Annotated in this window: 21 protein-coding genes and 1 tRNA gene; 16 read left to right on the forward strand and 6 right to left on the reverse strand. The window is 43.0% G+C overall.

Annotation, left to right across the window (positions count from 1 at the left end; all coding sequences use genetic code 11):
* Positions 1-5: 5 nt before the first annotated feature.
* Positions 6-1409, reverse strand: coding sequence for a tagaturonate reductase (locus P0G38_RS07310; protein ID WP_275854850.1), 1404 nt, complete (start codon positions 1407-1409; stop codon positions 6-8).
* A gap of 74 nt (positions 1410-1483) precedes the next feature.
* A complete protein-coding gene (locus P0G38_RS07315; RefSeq protein ID WP_005229927.1) occupies positions 1484-2464 on the reverse strand; it encodes a LacI family DNA-binding transcriptional regulator in 981 nt (326 codons plus the stop codon).
* Between the two features lie 162 nt (positions 2465-2626).
* On the opposite strand from P0G38_RS07315, the gene P0G38_RS07320 reads away from it, so the two are divergent.
* Positions 2627-4840 carry an AraC family transcriptional regulator gene (locus P0G38_RS07320; RefSeq protein WP_275854853.1) on the forward strand — a complete coding sequence of 738 codons (2214 nt, stop codon included), beginning with the start codon at positions 2627-2629 and terminating at the stop codon, positions 4838-4840.
* Positions 4841-4900: 60 nt separating this feature from the next.
* Here the strand turns inward: P0G38_RS07320 and P0G38_RS07325 are convergent, their stop codons facing one another.
* Positions 4901-5788: a carbohydrate ABC transporter permease gene (locus P0G38_RS07325; protein ID WP_008381527.1), complete on the reverse strand. Its 888-nt coding sequence runs from the start codon at positions 5786-5788 to the stop codon at positions 4901-4903.
* A gap of 260 nt (positions 5789-6048) precedes the next feature.
* On the opposite strand from P0G38_RS07325, the gene P0G38_RS07330 reads away from it, so the two are divergent.
* The 12 genes from P0G38_RS07330 to P0G38_RS07385 all read left to right on the forward strand — a co-directional run bounded on the left by P0G38_RS07330 (position 6049) and on the right by P0G38_RS07385 (position 17917).
* Positions 6049-7017 carry an ABC transporter permease gene (locus P0G38_RS07330; protein WP_005229934.1) on the forward strand — a complete coding sequence of 323 codons (969 nt, stop codon included), beginning with the start codon at positions 6049-6051 and terminating at the stop codon, positions 7015-7017.
* Between the two features lie 15 nt (positions 7018-7032).
* Positions 7033-7710, forward strand: coding sequence for a YesL family protein (locus tag P0G38_RS07335; RefSeq protein WP_270290231.1), 678 nt, complete (start codon positions 7033-7035; stop codon positions 7708-7710).
* Between the two features lie 165 nt (positions 7711-7875).
* Complete coding sequence (locus P0G38_RS07340) at positions 7876-8997, forward strand: glycoside hydrolase family 88/105 protein (protein WP_081116627.1); 1122 nt, start codon at positions 7876-7878, stop codon at positions 8995-8997.
* Positions 8994-10310, forward strand: a complete 1317-nt coding sequence (locus P0G38_RS07345; RefSeq protein WP_275854858.1) for a glycoside hydrolase family 28 protein — start codon at positions 8994-8996, stop codon at positions 10308-10310. Before P0G38_RS07340 ends, P0G38_RS07345 begins: the two co-directional genes overlap by 4 nt.
* Entirely contained in the window at positions 10307-11197 is an 891-nt protein-coding gene (locus tag P0G38_RS07350; RefSeq protein ID WP_275854860.1) for a dienelactone hydrolase family protein, read from the forward strand. The genes P0G38_RS07345 and P0G38_RS07350 overlap by 4 nt, the downstream gene beginning before the upstream one ends.
* Positions 11158-12075: a pectinesterase family protein gene (locus tag P0G38_RS07355; protein ID WP_275854862.1), complete on the forward strand. Its 918-nt coding sequence runs from the start codon at positions 11158-11160 to the stop codon at positions 12073-12075. Before P0G38_RS07350 ends, P0G38_RS07355 begins: the two co-directional genes overlap by 40 nt.
* A complete protein-coding gene (locus P0G38_RS07360) occupies positions 12072-12518 on the forward strand; it encodes a DUF4064 domain-containing protein (RefSeq protein WP_266167137.1) in 447 nt (148 codons plus the stop codon). Before P0G38_RS07355 ends, P0G38_RS07360 begins: the two co-directional genes overlap by 4 nt.
* Positions 12515-14107 carry a glycoside hydrolase family 43 protein gene (locus P0G38_RS07365; RefSeq protein ID WP_275854866.1) on the forward strand — a complete coding sequence of 531 codons (1593 nt, stop codon included), beginning with the start codon at positions 12515-12517 and terminating at the stop codon, positions 14105-14107. The genes P0G38_RS07360 and P0G38_RS07365 overlap by 4 nt, the downstream gene beginning before the upstream one ends.
* A 3-nt stretch (positions 14108-14110) precedes the next feature.
* Positions 14111-15604: an extracellular solute-binding protein gene (locus P0G38_RS07370; RefSeq protein ID WP_015509909.1), complete on the forward strand. Its 1494-nt coding sequence runs from the start codon at positions 14111-14113 to the stop codon at positions 15602-15604.
* Positions 15605-15753: 149 nt separating this feature from the next.
* Positions 15754-16587: a sugar phosphate isomerase/epimerase family protein gene (locus tag P0G38_RS07375; protein ID WP_156235906.1), complete on the forward strand. Its 834-nt coding sequence runs from the start codon at positions 15754-15756 to the stop codon at positions 16585-16587.
* 165 nt (positions 16588-16752) lie between these two features.
* The gene (locus P0G38_RS07380) at positions 16753-17625 is read left to right on the forward strand and encodes a VOC family protein (RefSeq protein ID WP_275854870.1); all 873 of its coding nucleotides are present in this window, start codon (positions 16753-16755) and stop codon (positions 17623-17625) included.
* Positions 17626-17689: 64 nt separating this feature from the next.
* Complete coding sequence (locus P0G38_RS07385; protein ID WP_005229963.1) at positions 17690-17917, forward strand: hypothetical protein; 228 nt, start codon at positions 17690-17692, stop codon at positions 17915-17917.
* 88 nt (positions 17918-18005) lie between these two features.
* On the opposite strand, the gene P0G38_RS07390 is transcribed toward P0G38_RS07385, so the two are convergent.
* The 3 genes from P0G38_RS07390 to P0G38_RS07400 form a co-directional block, all read right to left on the reverse strand.
* A complete protein-coding gene (locus P0G38_RS07390; RefSeq protein WP_153883772.1) occupies positions 18006-19277 on the reverse strand; it encodes a hypothetical protein in 1272 nt (423 codons plus the stop codon).
* Positions 19278-19478: 201 nt separating this feature from the next.
* Positions 19479-20705, reverse strand: coding sequence for an Ltp family lipoprotein (locus P0G38_RS07395; protein WP_275854873.1), 1227 nt, complete (start codon positions 20703-20705; stop codon positions 19479-19481).
* A gap of 405 nt (positions 20706-21110) precedes the next feature.
* A tRNA-Leu gene (locus P0G38_RS07400) sits at positions 21111-21193 on the reverse strand.
* A gap of 196 nt (positions 21194-21389) precedes the next feature.
* Between P0G38_RS07400 and P0G38_RS07405 the strand changes: the two genes are divergently transcribed.
* The 3 genes from P0G38_RS07405 to P0G38_RS07415 are packed head-to-tail and all read left to right on the forward strand — an operon-like array spanning position 21390 to position 24599.
* Positions 21390-22502: a hypothetical protein gene (locus tag P0G38_RS07405; protein ID WP_275854875.1), complete on the forward strand. Its 1113-nt coding sequence runs from the start codon at positions 21390-21392 to the stop codon at positions 22500-22502.
* Complete coding sequence (locus P0G38_RS07410) at positions 22499-23713, forward strand: ABC transporter permease subunit (protein WP_156235886.1); 1215 nt, start codon at positions 22499-22501, stop codon at positions 23711-23713. Before P0G38_RS07405 ends, P0G38_RS07410 begins: the two co-directional genes overlap by 4 nt.
* 10 nt (positions 23714-23723) lie before the next feature.
* Positions 23724-24599, forward strand: coding sequence for an ABC transporter ATP-binding protein (locus P0G38_RS07415; protein WP_005229973.1), 876 nt, complete (start codon positions 23724-23726; stop codon positions 24597-24599).
* Positions 24600-24717: the final 118 nt, after the last annotated feature.

A 24717-nucleotide genomic window follows, 5' to 3' on the forward strand; every position in this document is an offset into this window, starting at 1 on the left:
CTCCTTTATTTCAAACTTGGCTCAGGGGTGTCAATCGACGCAAGTAACTGGCGGGGTCCGTCTTGTTTTAGGCATGCGCACATTTCATTGATTGTCTCTGTCATAAAGCTCAGGTCTGCATGCCAAAGTTGCTCATTTTTTAATAGAGCTGCGATCTGTTCTTCTGCTGGTAATTGTTTCACTTGCTGAAATATGGTTGTCACTAGCTCATCATCTTGAAAGGATCGTGTGAGATAGAAAGTCAGCAATCCAGCCAGTGCGGCAGTGATTCGTTTTGGTACCTGCTGGTTTTGTTGGACATAACGACTTAAGACTGGTTGAAGACGCGCACGGAATTTTGAGACGCTGTTTAAAGCGATCGATTGCAGCTGATGCTTCACATAAGGATTTCTGAAGCGCTCTTTGATTTGGTCCGCATAAGCTGCAAGCTGTGCTTTAGGCAAATCAAGCATTGGAATCAACTCTTCCTGAAAAAGACCATCCAAAAAGGCTGCAAATTCACGGTCGTTCATTACTTCTTCAACGGTTTCTAAACCCGCTAAAAGACCGAGTGGAACCATCGCCGTATGAGGACCATTTAATAAATGTACTTTTTGTTCACGGTAAGGAGTCATATCTTCTGTCACGATCACATTCAACCCAGCTTCTTGCAAAGGGAGCTTTTCGGCTACGCCGTTTCCTTCGATCACCCATAGCATAAAGGGTTCCGCAGTGACCATTACGGCATCCTCATAGCCAAGAACCTCTTGGTATTGTGCCACTTTGTCGCGAGGATATCCTGGAACGATCCGATCGACTAAGCTGCAGCAGAAGGTGTTTTCTTTTTCTAACCAGTTGACGAAGTCTGATTCCAAAGACCATAATGCGGCATATTGTAAGACGATCTCTTTTAGTTTTTCCCCATTCCGATCGATCAATTCACAAGGAATGATCAAAAATCCCTTTTTTCGTAGTTGAAAACGACGATACAAAAGAGCGGTCAGTTTTGCGGGAAAACTTTGGGGAGGGGTATCGTGTAAGGTATCCTCTGGGTGAAACGCAATACCTGCTTCCGTCGTATTAGAAACGATGATCTCAAGTTGCTCGTCTTCGGCTAAAGCAAGATAGTCTTCCCATTGCTGATAAGGATTCAGCACTTGATCAATGGTGGAGACGACTTCAAATGTTTGAGATAAAGCGCCATCGACAAGCCCTTCTAAGATAACGGTGTAGAGATTTTCTTGTTGTGCCAACAGCTCTTTCAAGCCGTGATCAATCGGCTGTACCACAACGGCACTGCCGTTAAAAAGACCTTGCTTGTTCATTTGCTGCAGCTGCCAGTTAAAAAAGCCCCGCATAAAATTGCCTTCCCCGAATTGAATCACTCGGGCTGGATAGGTTTGATGGGGTTGTTCGGTAATTTTTTTCATAGAATCCTCCTTAAAAAAAATATATATATGCACACGTTAACATTTTTGCGTAAGCGCTCTTGAAAACAAGAGGCTTACAGCGATTGACGAATGATTAACGAGGTATCAAAGAAATGTTGTTTCTCAACTACTTGATTGGCAAATGCCTGCAACAGCAGGGTTGCTGCCAATTGACTCATTTCATAGACTGGTTTGCGGATCGTTGTTAATGGGGGATACGTATAGGGAGAAAAAGAACTATCATCAAAACCGATGATGCCTATCTCCTCTGGGATCTTTCGTCCTGCTTGATGACAGGCATTGATCGCACCGATCGCCATATCATCATTGGCGCAAAAAATCACTTCAGGTGGTTCAGGTAAAGCGAGTAGTTGCTGGGCACCCAGCTGACCGCTTTCCAACGAGTAGTCGCCAGCTACGAAGTATTCTTTCGGGCAGACAAGCTGCTTTTCTTGAATCGCTTTCATAAATCCTTTGCGGCGCTCTCTAGCGGAACCAAAGGAAGCGATCCCTTCGATCATGGCGATCTTTCGAAAGCCTTGTTCAAGCACATAGGTGATCATTTGATAGACCCCTTGGGCATCATTACTAGTGACATTCATCAAAGTTGCATCCTGCAATTGACGATTCAAAACGACGATGGGAATGTTTTTCTTTGAAAGAGCAGCGATAAAACCGTCATCACGATCGCTTTGACTCATCACGATCGCTCCATCGAGGCGATTCGGCTCTTCATCAAATGTATCGGATTGTAATAATTCATGAACCGCCAAAGTATATTCGGATGGTAGGGTATCACTGATTCCTTTGATCACTTCGACTAAAAAGCTATCGGAAGTACCAATGGATAGATGAGAAAAATAAAGACCAATGATATAGGATTTTTGATTCACCAGACTTTTGGCATTGACATTGGGCACATAGTGTAAAGATTCAGCGATGGCTGCGATCTTCTTTTTTGTTTCTGGCTTAATTAATGGGCTATCGTTTAGCGCACGAGAAACAGTTGTATGTGAAACACCAGCGACTTTGGCGATATCTTTGATCGTGACCATAGAAAACCTTCTTCCTTTTTGCTTGATTCAAGCATAGCTTGTTCCCACGAGAATGTCAATACACCAAGGATGCACACGTGAAACATTTTTCAAAATAACATAGGAACTTTTTCTGGGATGTGCTAGTATAAAAGAAGATAGTCAGGTAATGGGAGGGAGTCTATGAAATTCTTTTTAAGCTATCATCAAACGTCCAACTTGTTTTATAAAATATTTATTTTGATTTTTCTAATTGGTAGCGCTTTAATAATTGGGTTTAGTGGGGTCATTTATCATCGAACGTATCAAAACATTCAAGAAACATTTTTGCAAAGTCAACATAATTTGGTCAACCAAGTCAAAGAAAATCTGGATCAAAAAATTCAGATGGTGGAGTATGCCTTTTCTACATACAGTAGCACACAAAGCTTTTCCGATACGATGGAACAGCCGTTTTCTGTGACTAATTATCGACAAGTACGAGAGATCAATTCACAACTGGCTTACATTGGTGTGATGGGGATCGAAAACGCCAGTTACCAATTGGTGAATTTGAACCAGCATTGGAAAATCGAAGAAGGCTCCTTAAAACAGATCGATGATACTGAACTTGCTGCTTTTCAAGCGTTGATCGACAACCAACGCTACTTGTATTGGTTACCAGAAGATGGCTATTTAAAAATGGTGATGACGCTGCCTGTGTTTCGACAGGAAACCACTGCTTTGGGGATCGCTGAAATCCAAGACCATACCATTGCGCAGTTGGTGGCAGATCATGACGATTCCTTTTTGAATATTTTTCATGCTGACGGACAACTGCTTTTCGATAATGGTGAAGTGATCGATTCTGCCTTACAAGAAACAATGATTGCAGCTGCCCCCGGCGATGGCATCTTCACTGACAAAGAAAACAATAAGTATGTGGTCACACAATCGGATTACAATCAGTGGTATCATGTGATCCGCCTGGCGCCTGCTAGCGTTTCACAAGCAATCCGTGAATTAAGAAGCGGTTTGATCGTGATTGGCAGTCTTTTGATCATCCTCTTTTTATTAGTATCCTATCGCATTGCGATCGTGGCTACCTCACCCATCAATCGGATCGGTGAGCTTTTAAAGCCCAAAAAACAAGGTCAGAAATTAGAAGTCAATCAGTTGATTTCCGATATCGACCAGGTCTTACATCAAAACCACGATCTCTCCGTCAAAGTCGAGCATCAAAAGCCCGAATTAGAATCCTTGTTTCTATTAAACTTGTTTCGCGGCTGTATCTCAGAAGAAGATATTCACTTAAAACTGTCACAATTTGGGTATGAAGTATCCAAAACAGAACACTTTGCCGTATTACTGATTCAAATCGATGATTTGTGTGGACGAGAAACAGCGACTATTGATATTTTCTTGCTTGCCATCGAGAATCTCGTTTCTGAGATCATTCCAGCAAATTTGCGTTTTCAACCAATCATCTCCAGTCAAGAAACCCAAGGAACGATTTTAAAGCTTCCTGAATCAGTTGACCAAAAACAAGTATTAACCTATTGTCAAAAGATCCATCAAGCGGCAAAAGATTACTTGAAAATCAAAATAAGTTGTGGGGTCTCACAATCCTACGACCGCCTCGTAGAAACCAAATTAGCGGTTGATAACGCCAAAGAAGCCTTGCACTATCGAATGAATTTAGGGGAAGAAGTCATTATCTTTTTTGACGACATTGCAGCACAATTAGACAATAATGCGATCGTTCAATACCCTAGAGAAGCAGAAAGCACCTTTTTGGATGCGATGCGTAGTGGGGAACTAGCGACCATCAAAGCGAGTTACACGGAAGTCGTACGGGAAATCATTCATGAAAACAAAAATCCGTTGACGATTGAAAGTGCCTTGTTTAAGTTGATCAACAGTATCGTTCAGCTAGGGCAACTCTTAGGAGCGGATCATACCAGCTTGCAGAATAGTCGTAAAGTTTATCAATCCGTGCTCAACCAAACTAGTTTGTTCAAAGTTGAGCAAATCATCTATCATGAGTTAGTTTTACCTATCGTTGAAACGACACAAGCCAAAACAGATCGAGAAATTCGCTCCTTGTCTGAAAAGATGGTCTTGATCGTACACCAACAATACGATCAAGATCTCTCCTTAGATAGCATTGCTGAACAGCTGCATTATAATGCCAATTACTTAAGTAATGTGTTTAAAAAGGAATTATCCATCAATTTTGCCGATTACTTACAAAACTATCGGTTACAAATCGCCAAAAAATGGTTGCGGGAAACGGATATGACGATCAAGGAAATCGCAGCCAACCTTCAATATACCAACTCTCAAAACTTCATCCGCTTTTTCAAAAAGAAAGAACAGATGACCCCTGGAGAGTATCGCAAACGATCCAAAGACTAAAAGAAAAAAGCGCTTTTTGATCGTTGATCAAAAAGCGCTTTTTTCTTTGCTGTCTGTTGGTTACCCTTTGACGGAGCCAACCATTGCACCTTTCACGAAATATTTCTGAACAAATGGATAGGCAATCAACATTGGCAGAGTCGCAACGACGATCACGGCCATTTTTACGGATTGTGCTGGGGGGACAACATCGACACTAGCGGCATCGGCGTTCATCCCGCTGGAGACGATCACGATTTGTCGAAGGAGCACTTGGATCGGCCATTTCGCTGAATCATTGATGTACAAGATTGCTGATTGATAAGTATTCCAATAACTAACAGCGTAGAACAAAGAGATCGTCGCAATCGATGGTAAGGAAAGGGGTAAGATGATACGGAAAAAGACTCCCCAATCGGAGCAACCATCCATTTTTGCGGATTCCTCTAAACTATCAGGAATCCCTTGGAAAAAGTTTCTCATAATGATCATATTATATGCACTGATGGCGCTCGGTAAGATCAATGCCCAGAGAGAATCGATCAAGCCGAGGCTTTGTACCAAAATAAAACTTGGGATCATCCCACCGCTAAACAACATGGTAAATACGACAATAAAGTTGAAGATGCCGCGTCCATGCAAATATTTTCTCGAAAGAGCATAGGCCATAAAAGAGGTCAAGATCATTGAAAGAACCGTTCCGACGATGGTCACGAAAAGGGAAACGCCAATACTCGTAAAAATCGTGGGTGTCGAGAGAATATACCGGTAAGCATTTAAGCTAAATTCACGTGGGATAATGATAAATGTTCGTGTCGCGATCTCAGAAGAAGAAGCAAAGGAGCTTCCGAGAATGTTTAGAAAAGGTAAGAGACACATTAAGGTGAAGAGTAGCAGAAAGCCAATAATAAATCCTTGAACGACCCGTTCACTTTTCGGGCGGTTCGTTTTTTTCAGGGTTTGTTGCATAGAAAAAACCTCCATCTTTTTTTACTTAAATAGGTACTTCCAACGTATCATGAGGCGGGGACAACGTATATAATCACTTTTACATGTTAAAAAATTCACAATAGTGATAAACGTTGATAAATCAAGGCTTTTCCAATTCGATTGAGAAATAATCCTAAAAAAATGTATGCCTTTTCAAAGCTGAGAAAATGATTATATACGTTATCTTTTTTTCACGCTACCATGGGACTATCAAATCAAAAAAATTCGGAGGAACAAGTATGGAAACAAAAGTTGATAATTACTTCTCACCACTTAATGAAGAAGAACAGCGGCTGCGGCTGAAAAAGAAAAAATGGGCGCAAATCAGAAAAAATCGTGCCCTCTATATTATGGTATTGCCGGGGATTTTATATTTTCTTATTTTCCGTTACATACCGATGGGCGGTTTGGTCATTGCTTTTCAAGACTACCAACCATTCTTGGGGATCCTAGGAAGCCCCTTTGTTGGCTTCACTCATTTTATTCGGCTCTTTACTGAAGATACCTTCGTGATGTTGATGCGCAATACACTGATCATGTTTTTCTTAAATATCACGATTTCCTTCCCTTTTCCTATATTATTGGCACTTATGCTAAATGAAGTAAACAATCGCCGTTTGAAAAAAGGGATTCAAACCATCATTTATTTGCCTCATTTTATGTCGTGGGTCATCGTTGTTTCCATCTTCTATGTTTTATTAACGACAGAAGGTGGTGTGATCAATAACATGATCGAAAGTCTTGGTGGCGAACGTATCCCGTTTCTAACAAGTCGCACGTGGTTGCGTCCAATGTATATTTTCCAAGACCTTTGGAAAGGTGCCGGTTGGGGGACGATCGTCTATCTAGCCGCTATTACCAATGTTGATGAACAGCTTTATGAAGCGGCGGATATGGATGGGGCTGGCAAGCTACGAAAAATGTGGCATATCACATTGCCTTGTATTCGTCCAACGATCGTAACCTTATTGATTTTAAAGATCGGTTCGATCTTAGATATGGGCTTTGAGCATATGTTCTTGTTGATGAACTCAATGAACCGTGAAGTTGCCCAAATCTTTGATACCTTTGTCTATACCGCCGGGATTCAAAATGGTCAATTGAGTTACTCGACAGCTGTTGGGCTGTTTAAAGGACTTGTTGGCTTGATCCTCGTTATCTTTGCGAATCGTTTGGCGAAAAAAATTGGCGAAGACGGGATTTATTAAGAAAGAAGGGATCACATGACGATCGAAAAGATCACGAAAATCAACGAAGGATTACTCGCATTTTTGACGCTGATCGCACTTCACTTTCTTTGGCTCAGTGTGACTCTCCTGGGAGGGGTCCTCTTTGGCATTGGCCCTGCGTCGTATGCCATGATGAAATATTATGATCGCTGGCTTCGTCTTCATGAACGACCACCTTTGATCAAAAGTTTTTTCTACTATAGTAAAGAACGGTTCCGACAATCGGTGCTGATCAGTTGGTTGTTTCTGATCATTGCAGCGATCGTGATCACCAACATATTTGCGCCATTTCCATGGTTTATCCAAGTAGCGAATGTCCTCTTTTTGATTGCGTTTCTCTTTTTATTCATGCACGTGTATACCGTCATGGCAGCCACCAACTTTGTGACCGTGTTTGAGATCCTGCGGGGGAGTGCGTTGTTAGGTTTAGGCTATCTGCATTATTCGATCATAAGTTGGACGATTTTGATCGTTGGCTATTTAGTCCTGGGCAGTTATTTCTTGATCGGCCTCTTTTTGATGGGTAGCAGCTTAGTTGGTGGTGTTTTTGCCCTTGCTGGTAAAAAAATTCTTCAAGATATCCACCCAGTTGAAACAGATCAGGTGGTTTCAAAAATGGCATCGACTACGGAGCAAACCGTTTCCAGCAAAGGAGAGGAGGTCATTATCTAAAGAAAACGGCTCAAAGACTTTTACTGGTCCGCAAACAAAACGGTTACTAGAGAACACCTGAAAATAGCAAGACAAGCTGAACCCTCATGAAATACAGCCGGTAAAACGGATTCATTCAAATAGCTCTATGAATTGAGGAGACTACAATAAAAGGAAGTATCGTACATGAAGAACTATTCGGAAATTGCTTTGAACACATTATTTGAGCGCTATGACTACTTATGCAAAGAAAAAATTTATCACGGAAAATGGTCCTATGACATCGGGGTCGTTTTACAAGGCGTGAAAGAAGCCTATGAGCAAACTGGTGACAAACGCTATTTCGACTATATCCAAAACACGATGGATTTTTATATTGACGAAGACGGTTGTATCAAAAACTATCAGATGGATGCGATGAATATCGATTACATCAATAATGGCAAATGTTTATTCTTACTATACAAAGAAACAGGTGCTTCAAAATACAAGATCGCCTTGGACACGCTGTATCAACAATTACAGCAGATGCCAAGAACAAGCGAAGGCGGGTTCTGGCATAAAAAAATCTATCCTTATCAAATGTGGTTAGATGGCTTATATATGGGGGCCCCATTTCTAACAGAATACGCACTGACATTTGAGAAAGAAGAAGCATTGGAAGATGTAATCAAGCAATTCACCTTATGCTTTACTCATACCCTAGATCCAAAAACGGGTCTTTTGTATCACGCGTGGGATGAACAAAAAGTCCAGCCGTGGGCAGATCCTGAGACCGGTTGTTCAAAAAATTTCTGGGGACGATCAATGGGATGGTTCATGATGGCTCTCGCAGATACGATGGTGCTATTAGGGGAATCAGAGCAGAAGAATCCATTAGAAAAAATGTTTGTCTCCTGTCTAGAAGCTCTTGCTAAAGTAAGAGATCCCCAGAAAAAAGTGTGGTATCAAGTCTTAGATAAAGGCAGTGAGCGTGGGAATTATTTAGAAGCATCCGCTTCTTCAATGATTTGTTACGCAACAGCGAAAGCAGTCAAAGCAGGGATCATCGATCAAAAATGGCAAGTGTTTGCCCAAGAGACCTATCAAGGATTGCTTGATGAGTTTGTCTTTTTAACAAAAGAAGGCTGGTTGAATCTGATCAGAAACTGTGAAGTTGCTGGTCTTGGTGGCCCAGATGATCGGGATGGTACGTTTGTATACTATATCAGTGAACCCGTTATCACAAATGATTTCAAAGGATACGGTGCCTTTTTACAAGCGAGTTTACTGCTGCAACCACTAATGGAGGAAGGAAGCAAGAAATGAATATCCAATTGACTACAGCTGATTTACAAGAAAAAGAAGGTCTGTTGACAGAAGCAATTCAAGAAAAAATTGATGAATTGCATCAACAAGGAGGAGGCAGAATCACTTTTTCCGCAGGACGCTATCCGACAGGAGCGCTCTTTTTAAAAAGTAATATTGAACTGCACCTACTATTGGGGGCGACCCTAGTATTTTCTGATGATCCCAAAGACTATCCCGTCGTTGTGTCTCGCTGGGAAGGGGTCAAACGGGAAGTTTATGCCTCTTGTTTATATGCGGAGAATGCGGAAAATATCGCTGTCACAGGACTAGGAATGCTTGATGGACAAGGGCAAAGATGGTGGAACACCTTTCGGGAAAACCGTGAACAGCTTGCTTATCCACGACCAAAATTAATCAGTTTTGACTCTTGCCAGCAAATTACGTTGAAAGATATCCGTCTTGTCGATTCACCAAGTTGGACCGTCAATCCGATTCTTTGCCAAGATCTAACGATCGATAATCTTCGCATCAAAAATCCAGCGGATTCGCCAAATACGGATGGGATCGATCCTGAATCTTGTAAAAATGTCCGCATCAGTAACTGTCATATCGATGTTGGTGATGATTGTATCGCCATCAAATCAGGAACGGAGGACACCAAAGAACGGGTCGCTTGTGAGAATATCACGATCGTAAATTGCCATATGCTTCATGGGCATGGGGCAGTCGTTCTAGGTAGTGAGATGAGCGGCGATATTCGTAATGTCACCATCAGTAACTGTATTTTTCAAGATACCGATCGTGGGATTCGGTTGAAATCCCGTCGGGGACGTGGCGGAACGATCGAAGATATTCGAGTGAATAACATTGTGATGGATAATGTTATCTGTCCATTCACTTTAAATCTTTACTATTTCTGTGGACCGAAAGGCAAAGAAAAGTATGTTTGGGATAAAAATCCGTACCCGATCACCGAGGAAACCCCTCATTTTCGGAGAATCCATTTTGCAAATATCTCGGCTCGGAATGTTCATGCGGCCGTTGGGTTTGTTTATGGCTTGGCTGAACAATTTATTTCAGATATCACTTTCCAAGATATTGCTGTCTCTATGGCTGAACACCCAATTCCGGGAAAGCCTGCAATGATGACAGGTATCGAAGAGATGACAAAACAAGGCTTTTATATTGGCTGTGGACGGAATATTCAGTTTGATCGTATCAATTTGGAAGGCGTAACTGAAGCGTTCCATATCGAGAATAGTCGGGAAATCACCGTCACACAATCATTTGAGAATCGTCAGCCTCTGGCATTTCAAGGAGATTTTTTGTGAGGGATCCTCAGTTACTACAGCTGCTAGGTCCTGATATGAAAGTTGCACCACAAGTGGTTCAGCAAACAAAAGAGCAGGTGCAAAATTATACCTTGGAACATTTACTTCTACGATTAAATCAAGAAGAGGATGTCCCTGCTTACTTTGCTTATCCTAGCTCTCAGCAACCTGTTCCACTCGTTTTGTTCAATCATTCTCATGGCGGCGACTTCACGATGGGGAAAGAAGAACTGCGACAAAGTCCGTGTTATATGCAAAAAGAAAGCCTATTCGCTGCATTTATGAAGCTGGGCGTCGCCGTTGGGGTGATCGACATGTGGGGCTTTGGCGAACGAAAAAACGGTGAGAATGATAGCTACAAGCGGTTTCTATTGCAAGGCAAAACATTATGGGGACAACGAATCTATGACAATCAACAGTTTTTGACTTATCTTGCTTCCCGCAAAGAAGTGAAACATTCCGCTATCGCCACACTGGGACTTTCCATGGGCGGCTTGATGAGCTGGTGGTTGGCAGCGCTTGATGAACGGATATCAGTGGTGGTGGACATGGCAGCACAAGTGGACTATCAAGCATTGATCGAAGAGGATCGTCTAAGCAAACATGGGTTTTACTATTATGTTCCTAATGTGTTGAAAGACTTTACGACTGCGGCGATCCAAAAACAGATCGCACCACGCCCGCGTTTGAGTTTGGTTGGCAAAGAGGATCGTGGCTGCCCCTCAAGCGGCGTCGCTCGTTTGGATCAGCAGCTCGGACAGCATTATGAAGCAATAGGCTATAAGGAGCATTGGCAGGCGTGTTGCTTGCCAGGCGGTCATGAAGAAACCAAGGAGATGAGAGCGCAGTGGATCGAATTTCTAAAACAGCACCTCCTATCAAGCTAAAGGTTAGTAAAGAGCCGCAAAAGGGTGATTTTACGAGTATCCAAGCAGCCGTGCTGGCTGCTGAAGCCTTAAAAGCACCTTGTGAGATCACGATCGCCTCTGGCGTGTATCAAGAACAGGTGAAAATTTATAAAAACCAGCTTACGTTGATCGCGGAACCTAACACGTTCTTATGCTACCACTTGGCTGCCGAGCAAACCGATGAAAAAGGGCAAAAAAGAGGAACGTTTCAAACAGCGACGCTCTTTATCAATAGCCGAGAAGTCTTTGTAAAAAACCTGACCATCATCAATGACGCAGGGTATGGGCAAGCAGTCGGGCAAGCAGTTGCCGTCTATATCGAAGGGGATGACATTCGCTTCGAACGCTGTCATCTCGATGCTTTTCAAGATACCTTGTGCCTGGGTCCATTGCCAAAATATACCAAAGAAGGCGAACCAATGATCAGTCCTTGGCGAAAGACAATCTTTGACCAACAACAGAGTTTGTTTTTGCATTGCAGAATCAGTGGAACAGTCGATTTTATTTTTGGCGGTGGTTCCGCCACCTTTGAAGAGTGTCGCTTGCATTGTAAAAAGACACCACAAACGAACTACGTTACTGCTGCCTCAACTAGCAAACAAGCAAGCGGGTTAACCTTCGATCGGTGCCGAGTGACAGGGGACAAAGCCTATTATTTAGGCCGTCCTTGGCGTAATGACGCCAAAGTCACCTTTTTATCCTGCTGCTTTGATCAACAGCTCGCCCCTTGCGGATGGTCTGATTGGGGAAAAACAGCAAGCCACCAAACGGTCACATTCACGGAGCGAATGTGTTGTTACCAAAGAAGTCCCCAACGTCCTGAATGGGTGACTCTTGAAGGAGTGATAGAAAAATGAGCAAGGCAAAATGGTCTGGCTGGATCGGGATGGTTCTCGCTTTGGTGTTTATGGGCGGCTTTTCCTTGGCGATCAATCAAATGACTGTCCAGCAGTTCGAAGAGATCTTTCAACGTGCGTTTCCCACTATACTGAATCAAATGACGGCAGAAGCAGCATTGGCGCAATTCCAAACTCTCGGTGCTTGGTTTGGCTTCACACTGTTGGCACTCCTGATATTGGTTTCAGTGGCGACGATGCTTGTTCGCTATCGTAATTATCGAAAGCAATCTTGTGCTATTTATTTTTTGACTGGTGTCGTGACATTGATTGGTAGTCAAATGATCGCTTTTCCGATTGCCTTTTGTTTCTTTTTAGCGGCGGGTTTTTGTTTTCTCCATCGTGATGACCGACACAAGAAAAAAACAACGGACGCAGTCAGCAAACAAGGAGGGGTTGCATGAAGGCAATAATCAATAATCCGATTTTAAGAGGGTTTCATCCTGATCCGAGTATTTTAAAAGTCGAGGATACTTATTATTTAGCGGTTTCTTCCTTTGAGTGGTTACCAGGAATTCGGGTCTACTGTTCCCAAGATCTAGTCAATTGGTCCCATGAAACAGATATTCTGACCAATCAAGTGGATTTATTAGGCAACGCAGCAAACGGCAGCATTTGGGCACCGCAAATCAGTTACGCAAACGGACAATACTATTGTGTCTATACAAATGTTCGCAACACGACGCGCCCCTTCAAAGACTGTCGAAACTATCTCATCACGGCTCCTACGATTCATGGACCATGGAGTGAGCCCATTTACTTAAATGGTAGTGGCTTTGATCCGTCCTTGTTTCATGATCAAGAGGGGCGTATCTGGTTATTGAATGCGCTTTGGGATTATCGTAAGGATACACCAAATAAATCGGTGGGGATCGTGCTCCAAGAATACTCTGAAGCACAAGGCCGCTTGATCGGTGACAGAGTGCCAATTTTTTCTGGAACCCAGTTGGCGAAGACTGAAGCACCGCATCTTTATTACCACAATGAGTGTTATTACTTACTGACGGCAGAAGGAGGAACGGGTGCAGGTCATGCGGTAACGGTTTGTCGTAGTAAAACCATCACTGGGCCTTATGAAGTAGATCCGCATTTTCCCATGATGCGTGCCTATCAGCGCGAAGATTCCCCTTTTCAATGTACAGGTCATGGCAGTTTGACGATTGCGCCATCAGGAGAATGGGTCATGAGCTATTTGATGACTCGGCCAGTAGAAGGTGCAGCGATCCTTGGACGAGAGACGGCACTCCAAACCGTCTATTGGGATCACGAAGGATGGCTGCGTCTTAGCAATGGTGATACGATCCCAGATCAAACCATCAGGCTCGCTAGCGACGCTCAGAAGCAAAGGGCATCACCTGCTGTTTTTATTGATGACTTTAAAGAATCGTTGCAAAAAGCATGGAACGGTAGACGATTGCTGCCCAATGAAGAGTGGTGCAATCTGAGTGAGCGACCAGGGTATCTGCGATTGATCGGCGGAGAATCGATGCAATCGAACTTTCATAAGCACTTATTGGCGATTCGTCAACAAGACTTTTGTTTTGAAGCTGAAACAGTGATGGAATACCACCCCCAATCGTTCAATCATATGGCTGGATTGTCGCTTTTCTTAAATGAAGAAAACTATTTGTTTTTCTACGTAACCTATGATGAAGAAAAAGGCAAGGTCCTTCGGTTGCTGCGGTGTTGTGAAGGAGAATTTCACTTGTTCCCAGATAAATTGCCCCTCGCTGCTTCAAGTGAGCCGATCGGATTGAAAGTAGTCGGTTCTTATCTAGAAGCCCAATGGTTCTATCGGCAAGCACAAACGTGGCATCCCTTTAAAAAGCAAAACATCCAGTTCTTGTCTGGTGGTTTTACGGGGAATTTCATTGGCATCAGTGCCCATGATTTAGATCACTTTGCCAAAAGCTATGCTGATTTTGAATATTTTACGTATCAAGGGAAAGATCCACTCGATGATGGCTCCCTAAAAATAGAGAAAGAAGGTTAACAAATGAAAAAGTTGAAAGTTGCAAGTTTATTATTATGTGCTGGACTGTTTTTAGCAGGCTGCGGCGATGGTGGAGGTTCACCTGAAGGACCAGAAAGCGAAGGGAAATCAAGTATTTCTTGGATGGCGATGCTACATACTGCTTCCCCACCATCTGGAGATGTCACGCAAAAGCTAGAAGAATACACAGGGGTCGAGATCGACTTTACGTGGGTGCCAGATGCTTCAAAAACAGAGCGCTTGAATGCAGCATTGGCGTCGAATTCTTTAGCAGATATCGTTAGTCTGACAGAAATCAATAACACAACCGTCCGCAGCTCACTCGCATCTGGAATGTTCTGGGATGTGGAACCCTATTTAGAAGAGTTCCCGAATTTGGCAGAAATTTCCGAAGATCGGTTAGAGTCTTCTCGAATTGATGGTCGAATCTATGGTGTTCCGTTTTTAAAACCGATCGCTCGTTATGGCGTCCTTGTCAGAAAAGATTGGTTGGATAATTTAGGCTTGGACGTGCCATCGACATTAGAAGAATTAGCTGCTGTCGCCCAAGCCTTTACGGAAGATGATCCAGATGGAAACGGTGCGGATGATACGGTTGGTTTCGTAGAGCGTGATGAGTCCTTTAACGTTGGGTTCCGTTCGCTTTCAGGTTACTTTGGTGCAGACAATTGGTTTACGATCACGGATGATGATGAAGTGATGCCATCCTTTATGCAACCAGAATACAAAGAAGCAATGGAATGGTTCCGTAATATCTATGATAACGGCTGGATGAATTCTGATTTTGCGGTAATGGCGAAAAATGATCAGAAGAACTATATCGTTCAAGGTCGTGGTGGGATCGTATTGAGTGGTTTGCAAGAAGTACGTAACTACATTGATGATGCAGCTGGTACTGATGAAGAGCATATGGAATGGGTCTTGATCAATGATATCGTCCATGAAAATGTGGAACGTCGTATCCTTTCTGATACCAATGGTGGAATGGGCGGCTGGTTAGCCATTCCGAAAAACAATGTTGAAACCGAAGAAGACTTACGTGTTGTTTTGAAATTTATCAATGATTTGATGGACGAAGAGCCGTTTACGTTGATGACGCAAGGGATCGAAGGGGTTCATTATGAAATTGATGATGAGGGGGTCTATGTCCGTTTAGATGATACGAAGTGGCAACAAGAAGTACAACCATTTTCTTCGTCTCGTCCATCAGAATTAGTAACAGTTTTCCCTTCAAGCAACCCATATGTCAACTTAGCCAATGAAAAAATTCGCGAAAATGAAGAGTTTGCGGTGATCAATCCTGCACAATCGCTGACCTCTGAAACCTATGATCGTTCATGGTCAAGCTTGATTGAAGGAATCTCAGACGCTTACTACCAATATATGACTGGGGAAATCGAGATCGATGGGTTTGATACAGCGATCGAAACCTTCTTAAGAAATGGTGGACAGCAAATCATTGACGAGTTCACGGAAGACTATCGTTCACAACAATAAAGGTCACAAAAGGTTCTGATCATCTATTGAGAAGAAATGGATGAAGTGAGGAGCCGCTACTGCTGAAAGATTTGAAGACCAAGACCAGTTGAAGTGATTCGCTGCTTGGTCTTCTTTTTGCTTCAAAAGCAGTGAAGAAAGGAGAAGCTATGTTTCAACTAACTGTTCGGGGGCATGATTTAAAGAATTATGGGTCCCCAGAAGAATTAGCGCAAAAAATTGCCGCCCAAAACATTCATAACATTCAATTTGCATTAAATAAATCCTTCCCACAATGGGCAGAGCCAGAGCAATTAAGCCCTGGTTTAGGCCGCTTTTTCAAACGAGTTTTTGGTCAATCTCACGTTCAGGTCGCTTTATTAAGTTGTTATTGTAATCTGATCCATCCTGATCTGGAAAAACGGGAAGCGATTTTATCCAGATTCGAGACCTATCTCGCACATGCCAAATATTTTGATGCAGCTATGGTCGCAAGTGAAACTGGTTCGGTTTTGCCAAATATGGGGTATACCGAGGAAAATTTTAGTGACGTCGTTTTCGATGATTTGGTTCAGGTGATCAAGCGTTTGGTCCAAGTGGCTAAGAGACATCAAGTGATGCTAGGAATTGAAGCGGGCTTGAATCATCCACTATCATCGATCGACCGAATCCAAGAATTGCTGGAACGGGTACCCTCTGACTATTTAGGGATCATCTTTGATCCAACCAATCTGATTACTGCGAAGAACTATCAAGAGCAAGTCGCTTTGACAAGGGAAGCTTTTTCCCGCTTTGGCGATGCCATCGTTTGCTTGCACTTGAAAGACTATCAAGTAATCGATGGGAAAATCAAGGTAGTCCCATTGGGAGAAGGAATGATTGATTATCAACAACTATTGGCCATCACCGCTGAATACAAGCCATATTGTTATGTTGTGTTAGAAGGGACGACCGAAGAAGCGATGCAGCCAGCCATTTCACTGATTGAAGCACTGAAAAAGTGAGCGAGTTGTCTTTGATTGTGACTGATGCGGAAATGCTTTGTTTCTAGGAATCACGGAAGATCACGGAGTCCTTTCCTCAACAAGCAGATTTATTTACTTACTAAAAGTTAGTGTTATACTTAAAGGTACAAGTGAATTTAACTGTTTAGAAAAGAGGAAATAGCGATGAAAATGATTCAATCCACCTATCAAATCGATGCAGCAGCCGCAATTGGCAAAGTCGTTTTAAAAGTAGCAAACATAGAAAAAATGAGCCAGTTTTATTCGGACGTGATCGGCCTGACTTTATTGGAGCAAAGTGTAGATCACGCGCGATTAGGCGTGGGAGCGCAAGAGCTTTTAGTTCTAGAGAAGGTGAGTGATCCGTTGCCTTTGACACGGAAAACAGGCCTTTTCCATACGGCGTTTCTTTTGCCTAGCCGTAAAGACCTAGGAAATATGCTGATTCATTATTTGGAAGCCAAAGCTCCCCTGGATGGTGCCAGCGATCATGGATATAGTGAAGCGTTATACCTGAGCGATCCAGAAGGAAATGGGATCGAAGTGTATCGTGACAAACCGATGAGTGAATGGGATATTCGAGCAGATGGTGAGATCGTAGGCGTTACTATCGAAATGGACGCGCAAGGCGTGCTGGGAGCCGCTGACCGATCTCAAACGACCTTTCCAGTTGGCACCACGGTGGGGCATGTCCATTTGAAAGTGGCGGACTTGGCAAAAACAGAAGAATTCTACACAGAAGTTTTAGGCATGCGTTTGACCTCAGATTTTGGTAGCCAAGCAAAGTTTTTTGCTGCTGGTTCGTATCATCACCATATCGGATCGAATATTTGGATGGGCAGAAATGTTCCAGCTATGGAAGAACAGGATCTAGGCTTAGCGTACTTTACGATCGTTTTGCCAGCTTTGGCTTTTTCTACGTTACGAAGTCATCTAAAGGCAAGAGGCGTTTCGTATGAGTTAGAAACAGACAGCCGCTTGCATTTGACTGATCCGAATGGGATCAATCTGATCATCGAAAGAAAGAATCAGCCTTAAGATGGAGGTTTTTTCATTCATGAAATGAGAGAATAACCTATAATCAAGTAAAAGGAGAGCAAGCATGAAAAAAAACGGGGCGGGACAATCACTATTTCTAGCATTATTGATCAGCATGGGCTTATTTTTCTTTGTCCAAGGGAAACAATTAATAGAAAGTGGGGCGTCTCCTGTGATTTTTATTGCTTTTTCGGCTTTTGCAGGAATTATCGGAGTTGGTGTCTATGGTCTTCAAGCAATAATGAAGCAGCATCGGCGCAAAGCCATGGTACCAATCAAAACCAAAAAATAAAGAAACCGACCAATCTTAAACAGGAAGATTGGTCGGTTTTTTGTTTAAGCTAAGACAAAATGGGAAATGGGGTCTCGTCCCCTACATATTAATTTTCCATGTTTTCAATCGCAAATTCGATCTCATCAGGTGAGAAGCCGTTCCCTTCAAGATGAGCAGCCATATTTCTTTGACGGATCCCTAACACCCGACGGGATTGATTGGCGCGTCCTAAAGCATGGCGATACCAATCTACATCTAGGGTTTCTAGTGCCCATTGTGTTTCCTCCGCAGTAAAACCTTCTGTTTCTAACAGTTCTGCCATCTCTTGTTTTGAATAAAAGCGACGATTTCCTTGCGCTCTAACGAGGAAAAAGGCTTCAAGTTCTCGTTCTGTCGCATTGTTTTCGCGCTCATAGCGTGCTGCTACAGTCGGGGCGAGATGAAACCCTTCTAAAATCGTTTCCTCGGTCACTTCGTTATCAAACACGTAGGTTCTGAATTGAAAACGATTGTCGTTTTCCAGTTCAAGCCATAGTGATTCAACCAGAAATCGATAACCGTATGGAATCGTTTCATAAACAGCATCGGCAATTTCGTAAAAATAAGCGGAAACGGCTTCGTAAGGAGTCATTATCTCGGGAACGATTTCCGTCGTTTGTCCATTAAACAAAGTGATTGCGGAAGGGTAGGTCTCACCAGCATTCGTAAATGTGAGAATCCCCACTGGCTCATATTTTGTTGAAAAGACATTCATGGTCACACCGTTCGCCAAATCAATCGCACTCTGCCACTCGATTTCTTGGTCATCGCTTTGTTGGTGTAAGTGTTCAAGTGTATCAGGTGTCAAACCAAGCTTTTCTCGTGTATCTTCATTGATTTCTTCTTCATCGGCAAGTGGATTGTTTGCTCCAGCGGTCACTAGTGCTAAATCCTCTTCGTATTCGTTGAATAATTCTTGCAATTTTGCTCGTCTACTGACGATGATCGGGCTCTCTTCATGGATGGCAAGTAAGGCTTCGATACGGCCATTGCGAGCGGCAACCCAACTGGGCATATCCAGATAGCGAGCTTCGATCGCTTCTTGAGCGAGTGCGATCATTGTTTCCGTGTTTTCAATGAATGCCGCCTTGTGTTTTGAGTTGCTATTGACCTGGTCTAGAAAGGCCAATTCTGCTTCTTTGCCTCGAATCATCAGTTCGAGATTTTCAATACTTAAATCATAAGTAAGATTTTCTGCATGATAGGTATGTTCCCAACCAGCATCTAAAGCTGCACCGATGCGTTCAGAAAGTTCCTCAGGGCTTGCTGAATTTATCGTCCCACATCCTGAAATCAGGGACAGTATTAGTAATAAAGGCAACAAAACTTGTTTTTTCATTTTTCTCCTCCTCGTGAGACTCTAGTAAACCTCGCCATTTTGTACGAATGAACGCATTAGATCGAGCTCTTTCTTGGGTATAAACATAGCCACAATACAAGGGACATCAACTGAGCCCCCAAAGTTAGACCAAAAAACCTAACTTTTTGAGGTCACTACAACAGCATATGGGCATCGCGATGCCCTTTTCTTCGCTAGCTTTTAGTTACCTATGTTTGTCATCGCGTAGTCGATTTGTTCTTCTGAAAAGTCTTCAAAAGCCAATAACCGGCGAATGTTGTCAGGAGGAAGACTCATCAAGGAATGATAACTATTTGCTTTCTTCAACGCCTGCTCGTTCCAATCAATCGTGAGCTGATCAACTGCCCATTGTGCATCATTATGGGTAAACCCTTCAAATTCTAATTGTTGTATCAATCGTGCACGTGAGAAAGCCATGAGGTTCGTAAAGGATTCGGCACGAGCGATCGCTCGTCTTTGTTCTGAAGATCCTTTATTCTCGGTCTGAGTTTGTTCGTCATTGTTTTGCTCTTGCTGCAAAGCCGAAGCTGCGTCTTGTTTGGCGTTTGCTTCTTGAAGCTGTTGATACACGGTAGTGACCATGTCTTGATCAATGTCATGATCAAAGCCATAGGTCATCACCGCCAGCTGATGTTCATCAGAAGATTGATCGAATCGATTCATAAACATCAACGATTCACGAGGAATATTTACGGCGAGCGCTCGTAAAATCGTTTCATAGAAAGCAGCTTTTTGCTCGTCGGCAGTTTCCCGATTCAGAACAGTAAACCCAGATGCGTACTCCTCATCGGGCATCGCAAAAACGAAGACGTCAACATTCGTTTCGCTTGTGTGGTAAACGGTGGCAGTGAGTCCATCGTCAAGTTCGATTGTGCGATGAAGAGTAAGCGCATCTTCTGTGAGCTGCTGAAGCTGCTCGATATCGTCTGCCAAAAGCCCCAGCTTTTCCCGCGGATCGGCTTCAGGAATCGTTTCGTTTGCTACCTCTAGTAGACTGTCGAGGTTGTCTTGATTACTGAGGATGATCGGACTTTTTTCATGAATCGCAGCCAGAGCTTGGCTATAACCAATGCGGGCAGCGAACCAAGCAGGGACATTGATCCGACGCTCCACTAACGCTCGTTCAGCGGTTGCCATCAAATCAATCGTGTGGCTGATCAATTGCTGAAGATCTTCGTCGGAAGAATCAAGCTCTTCCAAAATAGCCAGTTCGGCTTGGCTGCCTGCAATCAGCAATTCTAAGGTCGCTGGTTGATAATAGGCCCAACCCGTTCCAGACTGGTTTGTATATTCCAGTCGTGCGTCGATGCCAAGCGCAACGGTCTCTGACAGTTCTTCATCTGCCTTCGTGCAGCCGATAAGCAAAATAACGAATGACAATAGGGTGATCAGTATTCTTTTTTTCATTAGACTCCTTCTTTCTATCGAAAGTAACTGAGAAAACGGTCGGCAGAGGTTGGTTCATCTGGGGGAAGGAGGAGGGCAGGTGAATGGAAAAAATGTTGAAAAGATTTCCATCACAAGTTCATTCAAGCAATTGTTTCTGATACGCTAATAAGAAAAAACGGAAAATCGAACTAAATTTTATGAATAGTCGTTATATTATTCATTTTATATGAAAAATATCTCTAAATGCAACGATAAAAGGATTTTTATTGGATTTTTTATATTTGGGGAAAGGAAGGTTACTATCAACTTTTGAGGAGTAGGTACTCAAGATCAAAGCGATCGAGGGAATTCATTGAAGGATCGCCAGGGGGGATCTTTTGTGCAAACAAAAAACAGCTTCCCGCAATGGGGAAGCTGTAAGGATGCGGAAAATGGGATTTGAACCCACACGAGCGATTGCTCACAAGACCCTCAATCTTGCACGTCTGCCATTCCGTCATTTCCGCAAATACTATAGAAGGAAACGCAGGCTGAGGTAGTACTGTCACGCCGCGTCTAGAAAATATCTTACCTGATTTTCAGCAGGTTTGTCAATAACTTTTCCTCATGCTATTTGAAAGAATTTTCAGACTTTAGATTGCATTTTTTCCCATAAAAGGTATGCTAAAAGAATGAATAATTATTTTTTTGAGAGGAGAGCAAATGAACTATTTTAAAAACCAACTGGCAAAAGCTGTTAAGCAGAAAACATTCATCTTCCTACTCATTGGGGCCTTTAGTTTAGGCTGCTGTTTTTCCATTTATTTGAAACTGATGGAACCTGTCAACTTGCCCGCTACCATTACCGCAGAAAAAGCGGAGGCTTCACGGCTTGTTGATCGCTACCAAGCCAATCAATCTGGTTCACCGGATGAGCAAGAGGTATATCAGCTATTACTTGATAACAATACTCTGACCTCACGGCAGCTGTCCAACTTGATTATGGAGGAATATGAACGATTTAATCAAACGAGTATTCAAATGGCGGAGCTAAAAAAGCAGGTTTGGGCGTCTTCAGTTGATGACAAAGCCTTTTTACCGCCGATGTGGTCGATCGAACAAGAGCAGACGGTCTATCAAGCCTTAGCCGAGCAAGAAAAAGATCCGGTTCTCACGGCTGCTAATACCCAGACGGCTGTCGCTTTGGCAATAACGTTTTTACTGAATTTTGGGTTCTTCTTCTGGGCTTTTTTTGCTAGTGACAATTTATTAGAAGAAAGAGAACACTTCTCCTTGATCCGCTCATACCCACAGATTTTCCCGATTCGGATGGTCAGTAAGGTTTTTGTCAAAACGATCACCAATTTAGGAATCTTGCTCGTGTTTTTCTTAGGCGTCTTTCTTTCAATGAGCCTTCTGGGGGAGTTCGGGGATTGGCAGTATCCAGTAGCCGTCTATCTCAGTGGGGATTGGGTAGCCTTACCTTTTTGGCAGAGTGTTTTATCTAGTATGGTTTCTTTTGCCTTGCTGATTGGTTTGATCGAATGCTTAGGTTTTGTCATGAACATGGTCGCAGCCAATCGATACGTCTCTTTCTTTTTACTGGTGCTTTTTTATGGATTCGGCCTGATTCCGATGCTGCAAAAGATCCCTATATTACCAGTTCATCTAGCTGCTATGGATAAATTTTATTCGGGTGCCTTTGCTTTGGGCTCTGGCACTTCTTGGGGCGTCTATGCCAGTTGGCTGCTGACGCTAGTGTGGATCTTCCTTTGTTTAAGCATCATGCTTGTTGCGGATAAACAGAATCGCTTGTTGAGAGGAGGTAAAGGATGAAAGACTATTTTTTCTTTGAATTACGCCAGCTGTTAAAAAGCAAGAAAACCATCGGCCTTTTTTGCTTGCTGCTGATCTACAGCGGCGTTTACAGTTTTTGGCAAAGAGACTTTCGCCCGATTGAACGAGTAGATAAAACAGAAATGCAACAACGCTATACCGTGCGACAAGATTTTCTTGATCAACAAGCAGCCAATCCCTCTGACCATTGGTCGGCATTCATGGCAGTCGAAATGTTTACCCCATGGAATGAAGCAGAAAAACAACGGCTCGACGCGCTAGCCGAGAAAGACTGGCAAGCATACGCACAAAGCACAAGTACTTGGTACCATCTCGCTTTGCAATTTACCGATGAACGAAATATTTTTTATACCCCTGATTATTACACGTTTCGAAATTACTATGCGGGGTATGACGGGCGCTTCGGCTATGCATCAACCGCAAAACTGATGGAAGCTTTTAGCCAGCTGCCCAATAGCAAACTCTCTCAAGCAGTCATGGAGCAAAAAACGGGGGTGCAAGCATTACAGCGAAGCTTTACTGAATATTTACCGATTCTATTAATTGCTGTTTCTTTATTTTTGGCGATCGATTGCTTACCAAAAGAACGAAGACATAAATCCCTGTTTCTTTCACTGCCATTATCGGCAGAAGAGATCCTTTGGAGTAAAACGGCAGCGTTGATGGTTGGTTCTGCAATCGCAACGCTAGGAACCATGTTCTTTATCTGGTTTGGCTCTGGTATTCAATTCGGCTTTGGTTCCTTGGAACTGCCAGTCACGATTTTATCATCGACCTTTGATGCCCGCTACCCGATCACAGATTTCAATGCTTTTGATACACAAGCCATCGGTCTTTTTTTAAGTCAATGTTTTCTTGCAACGCTTTTCTTGCAGTTTCTTTATTGTCGCGGCATCTTGCTGTTCAGTGCCCTGTTTCGCTCAGAATTGATTAATCTGCTTGTGGCTGGTTTTTGTTTGCTTTCGCCCTTTCTTTTCCAACGACGCTGGTTTAGTGCCTATCTTGATAAAACGCTGTATGTCTATCTGTATCAAAATGTGGGACAAGTCCTTTCAGGCTGGACACGCTTTTACTTTGGTTCTGCAGGATTTACGATTGAGAAAGGCTTACTTTTATTAGGCGGGGTTTGGCTTCTGATCGAATTGTGTTTCTTTTTGACGATCCAACGCAAAAAATTTCATTTGGCATAGGAGGAACGATATGTTAGAACTGAAAAATGTGACTGTCACGTATACGAGAAAAGTATTGGATCAACTTTCCGTTGCCTTTTCTCCCGGGGAGATCGTCGGGTTAGTCGCCCCTAACGGCACTGGGAAATCCACGCTACTGAATGTGGCGATGAATTTCATCCAGCCGAATGAAGGCGCAGTATTTTTAAACGGCAGTCAAGTATATGTGACCAAAAAATCAGAAGTGGCAGCGCATCAACAAATTTCATTTTTTCCTGACCAAAATGATTTGTACAATGATTTAAGCGGACTCGAGCATCTGAAACTGTATCAGCGAATGTGGCGTTCAGAGGAACGCTTGGTGGAAGAAACGATTGCTCGTTTGCGAATGAGCGATTATATCAAACGCCCAGTGGGAACCTATTCGCTCGGGATGCGGCAACGTCTGTGTTTTGCGATGCAGATCGTGACAGATACGCCATACATGCTGATGGATGAGGTGATGAATGGCTTAGATCCGACAAATGTCGAATTGATCTCCAACGTGTTGAAAGCCTTGCGGGAGCAAAAGAAAGCGATCGTGATCGCTTCGCATATTTTGACGAATTTAGATTCTTACGCGGATCGGGTCTTGTTTTTAAAAGACGGTAAGATCATTCACGAATACCTTGGCCGCAAGTCGTTAGTCAATGAACCGTTGTATGTAAAGACGGACTCGGCGGATTTCTTGGTGGCTTTTCCAGAGTTAACGACAGTGACTATCGATCTGCAAGGGCGGATCTATCTAGTAGAAATTAGCGATCCGCAGTTGCCGCAACGTTTTATCGCAGCAGGAATCACTGATTTTTCGGTGGGGCATTTGGCGTTAAATGAATTGTACTTGAAGTATTTTCCTGAAAATTCCTGAATGAACCAAATTCAGTGGATGAACGCAGGGCAAGCGCTCTCGACCGAGAGGTGAAAAATTTTCGCCACAGTTAAAATTTTTTTGCTATAATAGGTTCAATCTGAAAAGAGATCAACGA

Source organism: Enterococcus casseliflavus, assembly GCF_029215545.1.
GTDB classification, from domain to species: Bacteria; Bacillota; Bacilli; order Lactobacillales; family Enterococcaceae; genus Enterococcus_D; species Enterococcus_D casseliflavus.

Excerpts from the sequence above, each read along its gene's own strand:
- P0G38_RS07325 (WP_008381527.1), bottom strand. The coding sequence starts at position 5,788 with ATGCAACAAACCCTGAAAAAAACGAACCGCCCGAAAAGTGAACGGGTC.
- P0G38_RS07315 (WP_005229927.1), bottom strand. The coding sequence starts at position 2,464 with ATGGTCACGATCAAAGATATCGCCAAAGTCGCTGGTGTTTCACATACA.
- P0G38_RS07380 (WP_275854870.1), top strand. The coding sequence starts at position 16,753 with ATGAAAATGATTCAATCCACCTATCAAATCGATGCAGCAGCCGCAATT.
- P0G38_RS07390 (WP_153883772.1), bottom strand. The coding sequence starts at position 19,277 with ATGAAAAAACAAGTTTTGTTGCCTTTATTACTAATACTGTCCCTGATT.
- P0G38_RS07410 (WP_156235886.1), top strand. The coding sequence starts at position 22,499 with ATGAAAGACTATTTTTTCTTTGAATTACGCCAGCTGTTAAAAAGCAAG.
- P0G38_RS07345 (WP_275854858.1), top strand. The coding sequence starts at position 8,994 with ATGAATATCCAATTGACTACAGCTGATTTACAAGAAAAAGAAGGTCTG.
- P0G38_RS07360 (WP_266167137.1), top strand. The coding sequence starts at position 12,072 with ATGAGCAAGGCAAAATGGTCTGGCTGGATCGGGATGGTTCTCGCTTTG.
- P0G38_RS07405 (WP_275854875.1), top strand. The coding sequence starts at position 21,390 with ATGAACTATTTTAAAAACCAACTGGCAAAAGCTGTTAAGCAGAAAACA.
- P0G38_RS07340 (WP_081116627.1), top strand. The coding sequence starts at position 7,876 with ATGAAGAACTATTCGGAAATTGCTTTGAACACATTATTTGAGCGCTAT.
- P0G38_RS07375 (WP_156235906.1), top strand. The coding sequence starts at position 15,754 with ATGTTTCAACTAACTGTTCGGGGGCATGATTTAAAGAATTATGGGTCC.
- P0G38_RS07395 (WP_275854873.1), bottom strand. The coding sequence starts at position 20,705 with ATGAAAAAAAGAATACTGATCACCCTATTGTCATTCGTTATTTTGCTT.
- P0G38_RS07365 (WP_275854866.1), top strand. The coding sequence starts at position 12,515 with ATGAAGGCAATAATCAATAATCCGATTTTAAGAGGGTTTCATCCTGAT.
- P0G38_RS07320 (WP_275854853.1), top strand. The coding sequence starts at position 2,627 with ATGAAATTCTTTTTAAGCTATCATCAAACGTCCAACTTGTTTTATAAA.
- P0G38_RS07310 (WP_275854850.1), bottom strand. The coding sequence starts at position 1,409 with ATGAAAAAAATTACCGAACAACCCCATCAAACCTATCCAGCCCGAGTG.
- P0G38_RS07385 (WP_005229963.1), top strand. The coding sequence starts at position 17,690 with ATGAAAAAAAACGGGGCGGGACAATCACTATTTCTAGCATTATTGATC.
- P0G38_RS07415 (WP_005229973.1), top strand. The coding sequence starts at position 23,724 with ATGTTAGAACTGAAAAATGTGACTGTCACGTATACGAGAAAAGTATTG.
- P0G38_RS07330 (WP_005229934.1), top strand. The coding sequence starts at position 6,049 with ATGGAAACAAAAGTTGATAATTACTTCTCACCACTTAATGAAGAAGAA.
- P0G38_RS07335 (WP_270290231.1), top strand. The coding sequence starts at position 7,033 with ATGACGATCGAAAAGATCACGAAAATCAACGAAGGATTACTCGCATTT.
- P0G38_RS07370 (WP_015509909.1), top strand. The coding sequence starts at position 14,111 with ATGAAAAAGTTGAAAGTTGCAAGTTTATTATTATGTGCTGGACTGTTT.